Origin of the sequence: Micromonospora sp. MW-13 (genome assembly GCF_003434305.1) — a bacterium.
Classification (GTDB): domain Bacteria; phylum Actinomycetota; class Actinomycetes; order Mycobacteriales; family Micromonosporaceae; genus Micromonospora.
Map to the genome: position 1 here is coordinate 108,491 of NZ_QKKX01000002.1, position 14,654 is coordinate 123,144.

At 74.9% G+C, this 14,654-nt stretch carries 14 protein-coding genes; 11 read left to right on the forward strand and 3 right to left on the reverse strand.

Going from position 1 to position 14,654, the window contains the following annotated elements:
- Positions 1-24: 24 nt before the first annotated feature.
- On the reverse strand, positions 25-1,071 hold the full coding sequence (locus C5N14_RS01730) for a glucose 1-dehydrogenase (protein ID WP_207892585.1): 1,047 nt from the start codon (positions 1,069-1,071) through the stop codon (positions 25-27).
- A gap of 136 nt (positions 1,072-1,207) precedes the next feature.
- Here C5N14_RS01730 and C5N14_RS01735 point away from each other — a divergent pair, with 136 nt between their 5' ends.
- Positions 1,208-1,969: an NADH-quinone oxidoreductase subunit C gene (locus C5N14_RS01735; RefSeq protein ID WP_117665034.1), complete on the forward strand. Its 762-nt coding sequence runs from the start codon at positions 1,208-1,210 to the stop codon at positions 1,967-1,969.
- Positions 1,969-2,931, forward strand: coding sequence for a complex I subunit 1 family protein (locus tag C5N14_RS01740; RefSeq protein WP_117665035.1), 963 nt, complete (start codon positions 1,969-1,971; stop codon positions 2,929-2,931). Before C5N14_RS01735 ends, C5N14_RS01740 begins: the two co-directional genes overlap by 1 nt.
- A gap of 117 nt (positions 2,932-3,048) precedes the next feature.
- Here C5N14_RS01740 and C5N14_RS01745 read toward each other — a convergent pair whose 3' ends face one another.
- Positions 3,049-4,086 (reverse strand): glutathione S-transferase family protein, encoded by a 1,038-nt coding sequence (locus C5N14_RS01745; RefSeq protein ID WP_117665036.1) that lies wholly within the window; start codon positions 4,084-4,086, stop codon positions 3,049-3,051.
- A gap of 180 nt (positions 4,087-4,266) precedes the next feature.
- Here C5N14_RS01745 and C5N14_RS01750 point away from each other — a divergent pair, with 180 nt between their 5' ends.
- The gene (locus C5N14_RS01750; protein ID WP_117665037.1) at positions 4,267-4,689 is read left to right on the forward strand and encodes an ester cyclase; all 423 of its coding nucleotides are present in this window, start codon (positions 4,267-4,269) and stop codon (positions 4,687-4,689) included.
- Here the strand turns inward: C5N14_RS01750 and C5N14_RS01755 are convergent.
- A complete protein-coding gene (locus C5N14_RS01755) occupies positions 4,670-5,245 on the reverse strand; it encodes a Uma2 family endonuclease (RefSeq protein WP_117665038.1) in 576 nt (191 codons plus the stop codon). The two genes, C5N14_RS01750 and C5N14_RS01755, sit on opposite strands and share 20 nt — an antisense overlap.
- 185 nt (positions 5,246-5,430) lie before the next feature.
- Here C5N14_RS01755 and C5N14_RS01760 point away from each other — a divergent pair, with 185 nt between their 5' ends.
- The 8 genes from C5N14_RS01760 (at position 5,431) to C5N14_RS01795 (ending at position 14,514) form a co-directional block, all read left to right on the forward strand.
- The gene (locus C5N14_RS01760; RefSeq protein WP_117665039.1) at positions 5,431-6,039 is read left to right on the forward strand and encodes an NADH-quinone oxidoreductase subunit I; all 609 of its coding nucleotides are present in this window, start codon (positions 5,431-5,433) and stop codon (positions 6,037-6,039) included.
- Complete coding sequence (locus C5N14_RS01765) at positions 6,036-6,575, forward strand: NADH-quinone oxidoreductase subunit J (RefSeq protein WP_117665040.1); 540 nt, start codon at positions 6,036-6,038, stop codon at positions 6,573-6,575. Before C5N14_RS01760 ends, C5N14_RS01765 begins: the two co-directional genes overlap by 4 nt.
- Complete coding sequence (gene nuoK / locus C5N14_RS01770; RefSeq protein ID WP_117665041.1) at positions 6,572-6,955, forward strand: NADH-quinone oxidoreductase subunit NuoK; 384 nt, start codon at positions 6,572-6,574, stop codon at positions 6,953-6,955. Before C5N14_RS01765 ends, nuoK begins: the two co-directional genes overlap by 4 nt.
- Complete coding sequence (locus tag C5N14_RS01775; protein WP_117665042.1) at positions 6,952-8,859, forward strand: NADH-quinone oxidoreductase subunit L; 1,908 nt, start codon at positions 6,952-6,954, stop codon at positions 8,857-8,859. The genes nuoK and C5N14_RS01775 overlap by 4 nt, the downstream gene beginning before the upstream one ends.
- Positions 8,856-10,361 carry a NuoM family protein gene (locus C5N14_RS01780; RefSeq protein ID WP_117665043.1) on the forward strand — a complete coding sequence of 502 codons (1,506 nt, stop codon included), beginning with the start codon at positions 8,856-8,858 and terminating at the stop codon, positions 10,359-10,361. The genes C5N14_RS01775 and C5N14_RS01780 overlap by 4 nt, the downstream gene beginning before the upstream one ends.
- 214 nt (positions 10,362-10,575) lie before the next feature.
- A complete protein-coding gene (locus C5N14_RS01785; RefSeq protein WP_117665044.1) occupies positions 10,576-12,048 on the forward strand; it encodes an NADH-quinone oxidoreductase subunit N in 1,473 nt (490 codons plus the stop codon).
- Between the two features lie 172 nt (positions 12,049-12,220).
- A complete protein-coding gene (htpX, locus tag C5N14_RS01790) occupies positions 12,221-13,099 on the forward strand; it encodes a zinc metalloprotease HtpX (protein WP_117665045.1) in 879 nt (292 codons plus the stop codon).
- Positions 13,100-13,254: 155 nt separating this feature from the next.
- Positions 13,255-14,514, forward strand: a complete 1,260-nt coding sequence (locus C5N14_RS01795; RefSeq protein ID WP_117665046.1) for an MFS transporter — start codon at positions 13,255-13,257, stop codon at positions 14,512-14,514.
- Positions 14,515-14,654 lie beyond the last annotated feature (140 nt).

Consider the following 14,654-nt stretch of genomic DNA (forward strand, 5'->3'; position numbering starts at 1 on the left):
CCGGCCGGTCGCCCGGTCGCCCGGTCAGGCGGTGAAGTCCAGCACCACCTTGATGTCGTCGGGGGTGGGGGTGTACGCCTCGGTGTACGCCTCCACCGGCACCCGGCGGGTGATCAGCGAATCCAGCCAGGACCGGTCGGCCCGGGCGAGGGCCTCGGCGGCCAGGTCCCAGTGCCGGCGGTTGGCGTTCACCGAGCCGAACACCACGTTGTTCTCCAGCACCAGTTCCCGGTTGAGCGCCCCGGCGTCGAAGTCGATGCGCCGGCCGCCGCTGGACACCCCGGTCAGGCAGACGATCCCGGTCGGTCCGGCCTTGCACATCGCGTCCAGCACGACCACCGGCGCTCCGGTGCACTCGACGATCACGTCCGGGTCGAAGTCGAGCTGCGCCACCGGCTCCGTGTGGTACGTCGCGCCGAGCGCCCGCACCAGGTCCGGCTTCGGCCCGGTGGTGGCCCGGTCGAGCACGTGCACGGAGAACCCGCGCTGGGTGGCCAGCAGCGCCGCCAGCAGGCCGATCGGCCCGGCCCCGGTGACCAGCACCGTCTGCGGCTGCCACTCGGCGCGGGCGCCGACCCGTTCGATGTGGTCCCACGCCTTGGCCACCACGCTGACCGGCTCCAGCAGCACGCCGACCGGGGCGAGGGCCGGGTCCAGGCCGACCGCGAATTTCGGCTGCACCCGCCACCGGTCCCGGGCGAAGCCGGGCAGCGCCTTGATCCCGTGCTCGGTGTACTCGCCGTTGCGGCACATGTCCCACTCGCCGACCGCGCAGTTGGCGCAGGGCACCGGGTCCGGGTGCCGGACGACGCCGGCCACCAGGTCGCCGGGTTGCAGCGTGCCGGTTGGGTCCTCCAGCACCCGGCCCAGCGACTCGTGGCCGAGCACCAGGGTCGACGCGCCGGGCGGGGCCTCGCCGTAGTCCCCGGCGACGATCTCGTGGTCGGTGCCGCAGATCCCCACCGCGAGCGCCTCGACCAGGATCGCGCCCTCCTCGGCGGGCGGCTCGGGATGGTCGTGCGCCAGGCGCAGCGAGTTCGGGACCCCGGGGTTGACAGTCACGGCGCGCACGACCCTCATCCTTCCCTGCCGGGCCGGCCGCCGTCGGCCAAAGCGGCCATCCGGTCGGCCGGGCCGCCCTGCGCCGGGGACCCGGAGCCGGGGCGGGCCACCGCGTGCGGCCGGCGTCGGCCATAGGATCAGCGGCATGACTCCGGAAGAGGTCGGCCAGCGGCTGGTGGCGCTGCTCGCCCCCGTCGAGGCCATCGCGTCGGTCTCCGGCGGCCAGGCGTACGCCCGGGCCACCGTCGACGTACCCCCGGCGAGCTGGCGGGACGCGCTGGCCGCCGCCCGGGACGACGCGGACCTGGCCTGCGACTTCTTCGACTGGCTCTCCGCCGTCGACCAGCTCGCCGACGGCTGCGAGGTGGTGGCCCACCTCTGGTCGACCGGCCACCGGCACGGCCTGTTGCTGCGCACCCGGGTGCCGTGGGACGAGCCGCAGGTGGCCTCGGTCGTCGACCTCTACCCGGGCGCGGCCTGGCACGAGCGGGAGACGTACGAGATGTTCGGCGTCGACTTCCCCGGGCACGGCGAGCTGAGGCCGCTGCTGCTGCCGCCGGAGTTCGAGGGGCACCCGCTGCGTAAGGAGTTCGTCCTCGCCTCCCGGGTGGCCAAGCCCTGGCCGGGCGCGAAGGAACCCGGCGAGTCCGAGGCCGGCGGCGGCCGGCGCCCGGTCCGCCCGCCGGGCGTACCGGCCCCGGGGGAGTGGGGGACGACGCCGACGCCCGCCGGCGCGGCCGGGGCCGGCGAGGGCCCGCGCGGCGGCCCGCCCGCCCGGCCGGCCCGGGAACGCCCGGCGCGTCCCGCCCCCGCCGAGCGCCCCGCCCCGGCCGAGCCACCGGGCCACTCGGGTTCGGGTTCGGGTGCGGCGGGCGACGACGCCGGCGGGAACGGAGGTACGGCCTGATGCCCGACTGGTTGGAGGCCGTCCTGCGGGTGGTCGGAGTGCTGGCCGCCTTCCTCATCCTGCCGCTGGTGGTCGGGCAGGCCGAGCACAAGGTGATGGCGCACATGCAGGGCCGGCTCGGCCCGATGTACGCCGGCGGCTTCCACGGCTGGGCCCAACTCGTCGCCGACGGGGTCAAGTTCGTGCAGAAGGAGGACGTCACCCCGCGCGAGGCGGACCGGGCGGTGTTCCGGCTGGCCCCGATGGTGGCCCTGGTGCCGTACCTGCTCGCCCTGCTGGTGATCCCGCTCGGCCCCGGCGACCTGGTCGGGCAGCCGCTGGACATCGGCCTGTTCTTCGTGCTGGCCGTGGTCGGCGTGGGCGTGCTGGCGGTGCTGATGTCGGCGTGGGCGTCGGCCAACAAGTACAGCCTGCTCGGCGGGCTGCGCGGGGCGGCCCAGCTACTCGGCTACGAGCTGCCGCTGGTGCTGGCCGCCGCGTCGGTGGCCATGGCGGCCGGCACGCTGAGCCTGCCCGGGATCGTCGAGGCGTGGCGGCCCTGGTGGCTGCTCTGGCAGGCGCCCGCGATGATCATCTTCTTCGTCGCCGGGCTGGCCGAGATCCGACGGCCCCCGTTCGACATGCCGGTCGCCGACTCCGAGCTGGTCTTCGGGTACATGACGGAGTACACCGGCCTGCGCTTCGCGTTCTTCCTGCTCGCCGAGTACGTCGGCATCGTGGTGATCGCGGCGCTGACCACTGTGCTGTTCCTCGGTGGCTGGCAGGGCCCGTTCGCCGACGAGCAGCTCGGCTGGCTGTGGACGCTGCTCAAGGTCTTCGCCGTCGCGTTCGTGATCATCTGGCTCCGGGTGGCGTACCCCCGGCTGCGCGAGGACCAGCTCCAGCGCCTGTGCTGGCTGGTCCTGGTCCCCGCCGCGCTGGCCCAGCTCGTCCTGACAGCCACCGTCCGCGTCGCCCTCTAACCCCTACCCCCGCACCCCGCCCCCGCGATCTTGCGGTTGCGGCCCCGGCACAAGGTGCGAAAGGTGCATCGCGGGGGCCCGAAGTGCAAGATCGCGGGGGACAGCGGAGGTGGTTGGTCAGCGCAGCGGGGTGTGGGGTGGGGCGACTCGCTCGGCGGGCGGTGGGGGCGGGGGCGGGGTGCCGTCGCCGAAGGGCCGGCCGCCGAGTTGCTCGCGGCCGTGCGGAGTGAGCCAGTTGGACAGGTCGGGGCCGAGCGGAACGATCCCGGTCGGGTTGATGTCCCGGTGCACCTCGTAGTAGTGCCGCTTGATGTGGTCGAAGTCGATCGTGTCGCCGAACCCGGGCGTGGCGAACAGGTCCCGGGCGTACGCCCATAGCACCGGCAGTTCGGTGAGCTTCTGCCGGTTGCACTTGAAGTGGCCGTGGTAGACCGGGTCGAACCGGACCAGCGTGGTGAACAGCCGCACGTCCGCCTCGGTGATCGCGTCGCCGACCAGGTACCGCTGCCCGGCCAGCCGCTCGCTCAGCCAGTCCAGCCGGTCGAACAGCCGGTGGTACGCCCTTTCGTACGCCCCCTGGCTGCCGGCGAAGCCGCACCGGTACACGCCGTTGTTGACGTCGGCGAAGACCGCCGCGTTGACCTCGTCGATCTCGTCGCGCAGCCGCTCCGGGTACAGCTCCGGCGCGCCCTCGCGGTGGTACGCAGTCCACTCGGTCGACAGGTCCAGGCTCATCTGGGCGTAGTCGTTGGTGACCACCTGCCCGCTCGGTACGTCCACGAGCGCCGGCACGGTGATGCCCCGCTCGTACCCGAGGAACCGGGCGAAGTACGCCTCGGCCAGCCGCTCGATGCCGAGCACCGGGTCCCGTCCGCCCGGGTCCAGGTCGAACGTCCAGCTCCGGGCGTCGTGGGTGGGCCCCGCGACGGCCATCGAGATGGCGTCCTCAAGGCCCAGCAGCCGGCGCACGATGATCAACCGGTTGGCCCAGGGACAGGCGCGGCTGACCGCGAGCCGGTACCGGCCCGGCTCGACCGGCCAGCCGTCCCGCCCGTCCGCGGTGATCCGGGTGGCGATGTACCGCTGGTCGCGGGTGAACTCCCCGCCGGGCTCGACGTACTTCCCGCCGGTCGTCGCGCCTGTTTCGCCGCCCACGTCGCCCCCTCGGGTCCGCCTGCCGTCTCCGTCCCATCTTGGCCGATCTTCCGCCGGTTGGCAGGCCCAGTGGTTCCCATCCGCGCCGAGCGCCACGCCCGGCCGCTCCTGCCGGCCACCGGACGGGGGTGGCGGCCGGCGTGGGTCGGCCGTGGGCGGCGCGGTGGCTAGGCTTCGCCGGTGAACGACGTGGAGACGGCGGCCCGGCGGTTCGTCGCCGACGTGTGGAACGCCCGGCGCGAGGAGTCGGTGTACGAGCTGGTCGCGGACGGGTGCCCGGGGCTGGGCGGGACCGGGCCGGCGGCGGCCCTGGCCTGGCACCGGGATCGGCGGGCGGCCTTCCCCGACCTGCGCTACAAGATCGTGGACGTGGTGGCGTCCGACGCCCGGGTGGCCGTGCACTGGCGGGCCGCCGGCACCCAGGCCGGGGCGTTCGGGCCGGTGCCGGCCACCGGGCAGGTGGTCAGCTTCTCCGGGGCGACGTTCCTGCGCTTCGACCCGGCGGGGCGGATCGTCGACGTGTGGCACTGCACCGAGCTGTTCCAGCTCCTCCAGCAGCTCGGCGTCGAGGTGCTTCCGCCGGTCACAGGTGCCGGGGCGTGATCCGGCTGACCGGCAGGTTGACCGGGAACGGCTCGCCGGTGTCCACGAACTTCGTCCAGCGTCCGGTCTCGGTGTAGACCTCGTCCACCGGGTCGATCCTGTGCGTGTGGACGGCCAGCCCGTCGTCCTCCACCTCGATCCGCCAGAAGTACGGGATGCCGGCCTGCGCGTAGAGGGCGGGCTTGAGCACCCGGTCGATGGAACGGGTGCTGGGGGAGACGATCTCGACCGCGAGCACGACCTCGTGTGCCTCGTACCGCGACGGCTGGCGCCGCGCCGCGACCGACGTGGTGACCAGCACGTCCGGGATGAAGGAACGGGTGCGGTTGATGCGCACCTCGACGCCCTGGGTGACGTCGTAGTCGTCGGGGCAGTCCTCTTCGAGCGCGACGCCGAGCCGCATGGCGATGGTCTGGTGTACGCGGGTGGGGGAGGGGGACACGAGGAGCACTCCATCGAGCAGTTCGCGGCGACGACCGTCCTCGGGCAGCGCGTCGAGGTCGTCGGTCGTCCACCCGCCCTCGGGCGGCTGGTCGCTCTGCAGCGCGGCGGTCATGGGAAAGGTCCTTCCCGGTGCGTCGTTCTCCCCGCCGCCACCGTACCAACGCAATGCGCCGGGTCGTGGTCGCGCGCGCCGGGGGCACAGGGCAGGATGGGCGGCATGAGCGAGCGGAGCGAGCGGGTCGGCCAGCTCGGCGGGAGGGTGCCGCACGGCGTCGGCGGGCGAACCGGGGTGGCGGCGTGAGCGAGCGGAGCGTGCCGGGCGAGGGGCTGGCGAAGGGGCTGGCCGTCACGCTGAAGACGATGACCCGTCGCTCGACCACCCAGCAGTACCCGGACGTGGCCCCCGAGCTGCCGCCCCGGTCCCGGGGTGTGATCGCCCTGCTGGCCGAGAACTGCACCGTCTGCATGCTCTGCGCCCGCGAGTGTCCGGACTGGTGCATCTACATCGACTCGCACAAGGAGGAGGTGGCGGTGCCCGGCGCCGCCCGTCCCCGCCAGCGCAACGTGCTCGACAAGTTCGACATCGACTTCTCGCTCTGCATGTACTGCGGCATCTGCGTCGAGGTCTGCCCGTTCGACGCGCTCTACTGGTCGCCCGAGTTCGAGTACGCCGAGTACGACATCAAGGACCTACTGCACGACAAGGACCACCTCGGCGAGTGGATGGGCACCGTGCCGCCGCCGCCGGCGCACGACCGCAACGGTGAGCCGGCGAAGGAGGAGACCACCGCCGCGCGCAAGGCCGCCGCCCCGGCCGGCCCCGCCGCCCGGCCGGCCGCCACGCGGGTACGCCCCGAACCCGGTGCCGCCGAGCCGGGGGCCGCCGAGCCGGGAGCCGCCTCGTGACCGGTGTGGACGTGCTGCTGCTCGCCCTCGGCGCGGTGGCGGTCGGCGCGGGGGCGCTGGTGGTGACCACCCGGCACCTCGTCCGGGCCGGGCTCTACCTGGTGGTCTGCCTGGGCGCCCTGGCCGGCGTCTACCTGGTGCTCACCGCCGAGCTGGTGGCCTGGGTGCAGGTGCTGATCTACGTGGGCGCCGTGGTGGTGCTGCTGCTGTTCGCGGTGATGCTGACCCGCGCCCCGATCGGCGCGTCCGACGACCTGGACCGGCCCGGCTGGCCGGCCGCCCTGATCGGCGGCGGCGCCGGCCTCGGGCTGGCCGCCCTGCTGGTCGACGCGTTCCGCTGGACGCGGGTCGACCTGCCCGAGCCGGGCACCGCCGAGCGCCTCGGCGAACAGGTGTTCCGCTCCTGGGTACTGCCGTTCGAGGTGCTCTCCGTGCTGTTGCTGGCCGCCCTGGTCGGCGCGATCGTGCTCTCCCGCCCCGACATCGGCCGCCCGGCGGCCGACCGCCCGGCGCCCGCACCGGGGAGCCGCCGGTGAGACCGGTCATCCCCTACGTCACCGCCGCCCTGCTGTTCGGCCTGGGTGGGTACGGCGTGCTGCGCCGCCGCAACGCCGTGTTGGTGCTGATGGCGGTGGAGCTGATGCTCAACGCGGTCAACCTGGTCCTGGTCACCGCCGACACCACCGTCCGGGCGCAGCTCCCGCACGCCGGCCAGGTCTTCGCCCTCTTCGTGATCGTCCTGGCCGCCGCCGAGATCGGCGTGGGGCTGGCGATCGTGCTCCAGCTCTACCGGCTGCGGGCCAGCGTCGCCGTCGACGAGGTGCCGCTGACCGAGCCACCGCTGACCGAGCCGCCGGCCGGGGCGGGCACGACGGCGACCTCGGCGGGCACGACGGCCGGCGAGGTGACCCGGTGACCGGCCTGCTCGGCGCGCTGCTGCCGGCCGTACCGCTGGTGGCGGGCCTGGTCGGGCTGCTGCTGCCGCCCTCGCCACGCGGCGCGGCCACCGGGGAGGACTCGGCCCGGCGGGCGGCGATCGGCCTGGGCGTGGCCGGGGCGGCCGGGGCGCTGCTGATCGCGGTCGTCCTGCTGGTCCGGGGCGGCCCGCCGGTGCAGACCTCGACCACCTGGGTCGACCTGGGCGGGCTGCGGGTCACCCTCGGGGTCCGGCTCGACGGTGCCGCCGCCCTAGTCGCGGTCGCCGTCGCGGCGGTGGCCCTCGCGGTGCAGGTCTACTCGGTCGGCTACCTCAGGCGGGGCCCGCACGACGACGTCGAGGTCGACCACCGCTATCCGCCGTACGCGGCGCAGATCAGCCTCTTCACCGCCGCGATGCTGCTGGTGGTGGTCGCCGGCGACCTGATCATGCTGCTGGTCGGCTGGGAGGTGATGGGCCTCTGCTCGTACCTGCTCATCGCCCACGACCGCCGGCTGCCCGAGGCGCCGGCCGCCGCGATGAAGGCGTTCCTGGTCACCCGGGTCGGCGACGTCGGGTTCCTGCTCGGCATCGCCCTGCTCGGCGTCTCGGCGGGCAGCTTCCGGATCGCCGACGTGCTCGCCCACGACCACTCCGCCGGCACGCTCACCGCCGCCTGCCTGCTGCTGCTGGCCGGGGTGGCCGGCAAGAGCGCCCAGTTCCCGCTGCACACCTGGCTGCCCGACGCGATGGCCGGCCCGACCCCGGTCTCCGCGCTGATCCACGCCGCCACCATGGTCGCCGCCGGCGTGTACGCGGTCACCCGGCTCTACCCGTTGTTCGAGCGGGCCCCGGCGGCGCTCGCCGTGCTCGGGGTGATGGCCGCGGTCACCCTGCTGCTCGGCGCGCTCGCGGCCACCGCCCAGGACGACCTCAAGCGGGTGCTCGCCTGGTCGACGGTCTCCCAGATCGGGTACATGACGGGCGCGCTCGCCGTCGGCTCGCCCACCGCCGCACTGTTTCACCTGCTCAGCCACGCCGCGTTCAAGGCGCTGCTGTTCCTCGCCGCGGGCGCGGTGATCCACGCCGTCGGCACCACGCTGATGTCCCGGATGGGCGGGCTGCGGGCCACCATGCCGGTGACCTTCTGGTGCACGGTGGTCGGCCTCGGCGCGCTGGCCGGCGTCCCCCCGCTGTCCGGCTTCTGGAGCAAGGACGGCGTGCTCGCCGCCGCCGAGGCCGCCGCGCTGGACGGGACCGGCCCGGCCCCCGCCTGGGTGGGCTGGCTGGTCTGGCTGGCCGGGCTGGCCGGCGTCGCCGTCACCGCCTGGTACGCCACCCGGCTGCTGCTGCGCACGTTCCTCGGCGAGACCCGGATGCCGCTGGTCCACCCGCACGACCCGCCCGCGCTGATGCGCTGGCCGGTGCTGCTGCTCGCCGTCCCGGCCGCCCTGCTCGGGCTGGCCGCGTTCCTGCCGCCGTTCGCCGACCGGCTCGCCGTGCCCGACGGGGACCTGGCCCACCTCGGCCCGGCCCTGCTGCTGCCGCTGGCCCTGCTGGCCGTCGGCGCGGGGCTGGCCTGGGCCGGCTGGCGGCGGGACCGGACCGCCGACCCGGCCCGCGTGCTGGGCCCGCTGGGGCCGCTGTCCGCCGCCGGCTTCCGGCTCGACGACGTCCAGCACGCCCTCGTCGTACGCCCGGTGGGCGCCCTGGCCCGGGCCGCCCGCGCGGGCGACGAACTGGTGGTCGACGGTGCGGTGGAGGGCACCGCCCGGGGCGCTCGCGGCCTCGGCGGGGCGTTGGCCGGGCTGCACCGCGCCGCGCTGCCCCGGGCGGCGGCGGGGGTGCTGGCCGGCGCGCTGCTGATCGGGCTGGCCGCCGTGCTGATCGGAGGGGCCGCATGACGTTCGGACAGGTCCTGCTCGTCGCGGCGCTGGCCGTGCCGGCGGTCGGCGCGGCCGTGGTCGCCGCCGTCCCCGGGGACCGGGCGGCCCGCCTGGCCGGCACGGCGGCGGCCGGGCTGACCCTGCTCGCCACGGTGTGGCTGGTGGCCGGCGACCACCTGTGGACCGGCTACGGGCCGGCACCGGCCGTGCGGCCCTGGCACCAGCTCGACCTGCCCTGGGTGCCCGGCCTCGACCTGCGTTTCCACCTGGGCGTGGACGGCATCTCGTACCCCCTGGTGGTGCTGACCGCGCTGCTCACCCTGCTCTGCTGCGCGTACACGGTGTGGAAGGTGCCCGCCGGCGGCGGCAGCGGCCGGGCCCTCGTGGCGCTGCTGCTGGTGGTCGAGGTCGGCATCCTCGGCACCTTCCTCGCCCTCGACCTGGTGCTGTTCTTCTGCTTCTTCGAGGTCGTCCTGCTCCCGATGTACGCGGTCATCGCCGGCTGGGGCGGCCCGGACCGGCGGCGGGCGGCCCGCAAGTTCGCCCTCTACACGCTGCTCGGCTCGGTGCTGCTACTGGTCGGCGTGTACGTCGTGGTGGCCGCCGCCGGCACCGCCGACCTCGTCGCGCTGACCGGCGGGGCCGGGCTTCCCCGGGGCACCCAGCTCGCCGCGTTCACCCTGCTGGGGCTGGCGTTCGCGGTGAAGAGCCCGCTCTGGCCGCTGCACTCCTGGCTGCCCGACGCGCACACCCAGGCGCCCACCGTCGGCAGCGTCGTGCTCGCCGGGGTGCTGCTCAAGATGGGCACGTACGGGCTGGTCCGGGTCGCCGTCGGGGTGGCGCCGGAGGGGGCCCGCTGGGCCGCCCCGGTGCTCGGGGTGCTCGCCGTCGCGGCGATCCTGATCGGCTCCCTGGTCTGCCTCGCCCAGGGCGAGCTGAAGCGGCTGATCGCGTACTCCAGCGTCGGGCACATGGGGTTCGTGCTGCTCGGGGTGGCCACCCTGACCGCCACCGGCATCCAGGCCGCGCTGATCGGCAACATCGCGCACGGGGTGATCACCGGACTGCTCTTCTTCCTGGCCGGGGCGGTCAAGGACAGGTCGGGCACCGGGGCCCTCGCGGAGCTGTCCGGGCTGCGGGAGACCGCGCCCCGGCTCGCCGGGCTGCTCGGCTTCGCCGCCGTCGCCTCGCTGGGCCTGCCCGGCCTGGCCGGGTTCTGGGGCGAGGCGTTCGCCGTGGTCGCCGCGATCCAGCGGGGCGGGGTGTTCTGGACCGTCCTGGGCGTGCTGGCGGCGGTCGGCGGCGCACTGACGGCCGCGTACCTCCTGCGGCTGCTGCGCCGGGTCACCCACGGCCGGCCCAGCCCGGCGGTCGGCCGGGTCGGCCCCGGCCTCGCCGCCGCCGAGCTGACCGCGTGGGCCCCGCTGGTGCTGCTCGCCCTCGCCGTCGGCCTGGCCCCCACCCTGGTCCTCGGCGTCGCCGCCGACCCGGTGGCCGCCCTGGTGGCGGTGCTCCCATGAGCCCCATGGCGGAAGTCGCGAACGAGAGGGGGCTTCGGTGAGTGCGAGGAGTGCAGCGGAGCGGAGCCCCGCAGTCGCGAACGAGAGGGGGCTTCGGTGAGTGCGAGGAGTGCAGCGGAGCGGAGCCCCGCAGTCGCGAACGAGAGCGGGCTTCGGTGAGTGCGAGGAGTGCAGCGGAGCGGAGCCCCGCAGTCGCGAACGAAGGTGGGCTCAGATGAGCGTGGTGCAGAGCGTCGACAGCGTGGCGCTGCTCCCGGCATACCTCGCGGCCGGCACGGCCGTCCTGGTGTTGCTGACCGACCTGCTGGTGGCGCGGGCCGCCGCGACGGTGGCGGTGGCCGCCGCCGGGTCGGTCGCCACCGCGCTCGGCTGCGCCGTCGTCGGGGCGGGCGGCGAGCGCTCCACCTTCTGCGTCGGCGCCGACTGCTCGTACGTCTTCGGTGGCCGGGCCGCCCTGGTCGGGGCCCTGTTCGCCCTGCTCACCCTCGGGGTGCTGGCGCTGTCCGGGCCGCTGCTGCGGGCCGGGAAGTCCCCGGTGGGGGAGTACTGCTTCCTGCTCGCCTGTTCGATGACCGGCGGCGTGGTGCTCGGCGCGGCCGGCGACCTGATCACCCTGATCGTGGCGCTGGAGACGTTGACCCTGCCGCTGTACGTGCTCGTCGGGCTGCGCCGGGGGAGCCTGGCCGGCGCCGAGGCGGCGGTGACGTTCTTCGTGGTGAGCGTGGTCGCCACCACCCTCACCCTGCTCGGCGCGGCCCTGCTCTACGCGGTCACCGGCGGACTGCACCTGGGCCGGGTCGGCGCGCTGTTCGCCGAGCGCCCCGACCTGCTGGACGTGCCGCTGACCACGGCGGCGGTGGCGCTGGTGCTGCTCGGGCTGGCGTTCAAGGTGGCCGCCGTGCCGTTCCACGCCTGGGCCCCGGCCACCTACGACGGCGCGCCGCTGCCCGTGGCGGCGTACCTGTCGACCGCCTCGAAGCTCGGCGGGGTGGTGGCCCTGCTCGCGGTGGTCCAGCGGGCCCTGCCGGCGGAGGTGACCGGCCCCGTGCTCGCCGGACTCGCCGTGCTCACCATGACCGTGGGCAACCTGGTGGCGCTGCGTCAACGCCGGGCGGTCCGGCTGCTCGCCTGGTCGTCGGTGGCCCAGGCCGGGTACATTCTCGCCCCGCTCGGCGCGCTCGCGCTGGCCGCCGGCCGCGCCGCCGACGCCCGCGCCGCCGCGTACGCCGCCGCCGTCGCGTACGCGGTCTTCTTCGTGGTGCTGGAGCTGGCCGCGTTCGCGGCGCTGGTGGCGCTGCGGCCGGCCGACGCCGACGGCGGCACCCTCGTCGAGCTGCGCGGCGCGGCCCGGCGGCGGCCCTGGGTGGGGGCCGCGTTCGCGCTGGCCCTGATCGGGCTGGCCGGTCTCCCGCCGGGGCTGGCCGGTCTCTTCGCGAAGGTGACGGTGGTCCGGGCCCTGCTGGACGGGGGCGCGGCCTGGCTGGCCCTGGTCGTGGCGGTGAACGCGGTGATCGGTCTCGCCTACTACCTCCGGGTCGCCGCCCTGCTGTACGCCCCGGCGGCAGACGCCGCGCCCGTCCCGGCCCGCCCGGCCGGAACCGTCGCCGTCGCGCTCGCCGCCGCCACCGCCGTCGCGCTGGTCGTCGGCTTCGCCCCGCAGCTCGTGCTGGACCTCGCCGCCCGCTGACCCGGCGTATATCGCCCCCGGGGTGCGGCCAGACCGGATCGCTCCTGACCTGGGGCTCAGTCGCCGCTCAGCTTTTCCAGGTAACTCACAGTCATTAGATGGATGGTTGACGGGTACCGGATTGTTGGACCGGTCAGCGGGTCCGCGTGACCCGCGCACCGAAGGAGCGATCGTGCATCACAACCGTCTGAAGACCGCAGCGCTGCTCGGCCTGTTGACCTCGCTGATCCTCGCGGTCGGCTACTGGTTCGGCGGGAGCGGCGGGCTCGTCATCGCCGTCGTCATCTCGTTGGTGATGAACGGTGTGACCTACTTCTACTCCGACAAGCTCGCGCTGCGCTCGATGCGGGCGCAACCGGTCAGCGAGGCGCAGTTCCCCGAGCTGTACCGGATGGTCCGTGAGCTGGCCACCGAGGCGCGGCAGCCGATGCCCCGCCTGTACGTCAGCCCCACCTCACAGCCCAACGCGTTCGCCACGGGGCGCAACCCGGCCAAGGCGGCGGTCTGCGTCACCCAGGGCATCACGGAGATTCTCGACTACCGCGAGCTGCGCGGGGTGATCGGGCACGAGCTGTCACACGTCTACAACCGGGACATCCTCATCTCCAGCGTGGCGGCCGGCCTGGCCGGCATCATCACCATGCTGGCCAACCTGGCGTGGTTCATCCCGCTGGGCTCCTCCGACGACGAGGACGCCCCGAACCCGGCCGTGTTGCTGCTCACCCTGATCCTCGGCCCGATCGCGGCAACCGTGATCCAGTTGGCGATCAGCCGCAGCCGGGAGTTCCAGGCCGATGCGTCCGGCGCCCAGCTCACCCGGGACCCGCTGGCCCTGGCCAGCGCCCTGAAGAAGATCCACATGGGCACCCAGGCCCGCCCGCTACCGGCCCAGGGGCAGCTCACCAGCACCGCCCACCTGATGATCGACAACCCGTTCAAGCGGGGCGGCGGCATCGCCGCGCTCTTCTCCACCCACCCCCGGATGGAGGAGCGGGTCGCCCGGCTGGAGCGGATGGCCGCCAGCGCCGGCCCGGTGCAGTTCCAGCGCTGACGCCCGTACCGCCCGATCCGCCCGTGCCCGGTCCCACCGGGCCCGGGCGGATCGCCGTGTACGCGACGAGACGCCGGCCATAACCGGTTCACTCCCGACAGTCGCGGCGTTAGGGTCGGGACGTCTTCCGCTCATTACATCCCTGGAGGTTTCCCGTGGCCGCACTGCGCCAGTACCTGGGCGTCTGGCGGATCCCCGGCGCGCCGATGCTGCTCGTCCTCGGCATCATCGGCCGGCTCGGGATCGGCATGACGCCGCTGGCGCTGCTGCTCGTCGTGGAGCAGGTCACCGGGCGGTACTCTCTCGCCGCGGTCGCCGGCGGCATCTACGCGCTCTCCGGCGCCGCGCTCAGCCCGATCGCCGGCCGGGTCGCCGACCGGGTCGGCCCGACGCCGGTGCTGCTGGCCACCGCCGTCGCCCACCCCCTCGCGCTGTCCGGCCTGCTGCTGGCGAGCCGTTCCGACGCCGGCAACCTGCCCCTGATCTACGTGGCCTCCGGGATCGCCGGCGCCACGTACCCGCCGCTGACCGCCGCGATCCGGGGCGCCTGGAACGACCTGACCGGCTCCGCCTCCGGCCGGTACCACCTGCGCAACACCGCCCTGGCCGCGGAGACCTCGCTCTTCGAGGTGGTCTTCGTGCTCGGCCCGCTGCTGGTGGCCGGGTTCGTCCTGTTCGCCGACGCGACGGCCGCCCTGGTCGGGGCGGCGGTGGTCACCCTGGTCGGCACCACCGCCGTGGCGCTCGGCCGGGTGATGCGCGGCTGGCGCCCGCACCCGCGCGAGCACCAGGCCCGGGGGCTCGGCCCGCTGCGGGTCGGCGGCTTCCCCGCGCTGCTGCTCTGCGTCGCCAGCCTCGGCATCGCGTTCGGCGCCGCCGGGGTGATCGTGCCGGCCTTCGCCGGGAGCCAGCCGACCGACGACCCGGAGAGCCTCGCCGGGCTGCTGCTCGCGGTCTGGGGGGTCGGCAGCGCGGCCGGCGGGTTCTGGTTCGGCGTCCGCAAGCCGGCGGCGAACATGACCCGCCAGTTCGCCTGGCTGCTCGCCACCGTCGCCGGCAGCTTCGCCGTGTTCGCGGTGATGCCCGGGCCGCTGCCGCTGGGCGTCGCCCTGATCGTCGGCGGGGCCACCATCGCCCCCGCGCTGACCCTGGAGAACACCCTGGTCGGGCGGATCGCCCCCGCCGGCATGCTGAACGAGGCGTACACCTGGGTGGTCACCATGTCGGTGGCGGCCAGCGCAGCCGGCGGCGCGGTGGCCGGCCTGATCGTCGACCACACCGGCGGCGTGCCCTGGGCCTTCCTCTTCGCCGGGTCGGCGGTCGCCGTCGGGGCCGCGGTCGCCGCGCTCCCGTCCGGCCCGATCGCCCGCGCCGAGGCCACGGCGGTACGCGCCGAGCAGACCCTCGCCGCCTGAACCCGGGGCCTGGGGGATCCTGACCGTGGTACCGGTGCTGATCCTCTGCGGCTGAGATGGGGCGTGCCCGCCGGTAGTGGTCGGCTCGGGCGGTTCCGGTCCGCTCGGCGGCGCCAACCGGCGCACGCGGAAGCGCCGGG

Excerpts from the sequence above, each read along its gene's own strand:
- C5N14_RS01735 (WP_117665034.1), top strand. The coding sequence starts at position 1,208 with ATGACTCCGGAAGAGGTCGGCCAGCGGCTGGTGGCGCTGCTCGCCCCC.
- C5N14_RS01740 (WP_117665035.1), top strand. The coding sequence starts at position 1,969 with ATGCCCGACTGGTTGGAGGCCGTCCTGCGGGTGGTCGGAGTGCTGGCC.
- C5N14_RS01755 (WP_117665038.1), bottom strand. The coding sequence starts at position 5,245 with ATGACCGCCGCGCTGCAGAGCGACCAGCCGCCCGAGGGCGGGTGGACG.
- C5N14_RS01780 (WP_117665043.1), top strand. The coding sequence starts at position 8,856 with ATGACGTTCGGACAGGTCCTGCTCGTCGCGGCGCTGGCCGTGCCGGCG.
- C5N14_RS01785 (WP_117665044.1), top strand. The coding sequence starts at position 10,576 with ATGAGCGTGGTGCAGAGCGTCGACAGCGTGGCGCTGCTCCCGGCATAC.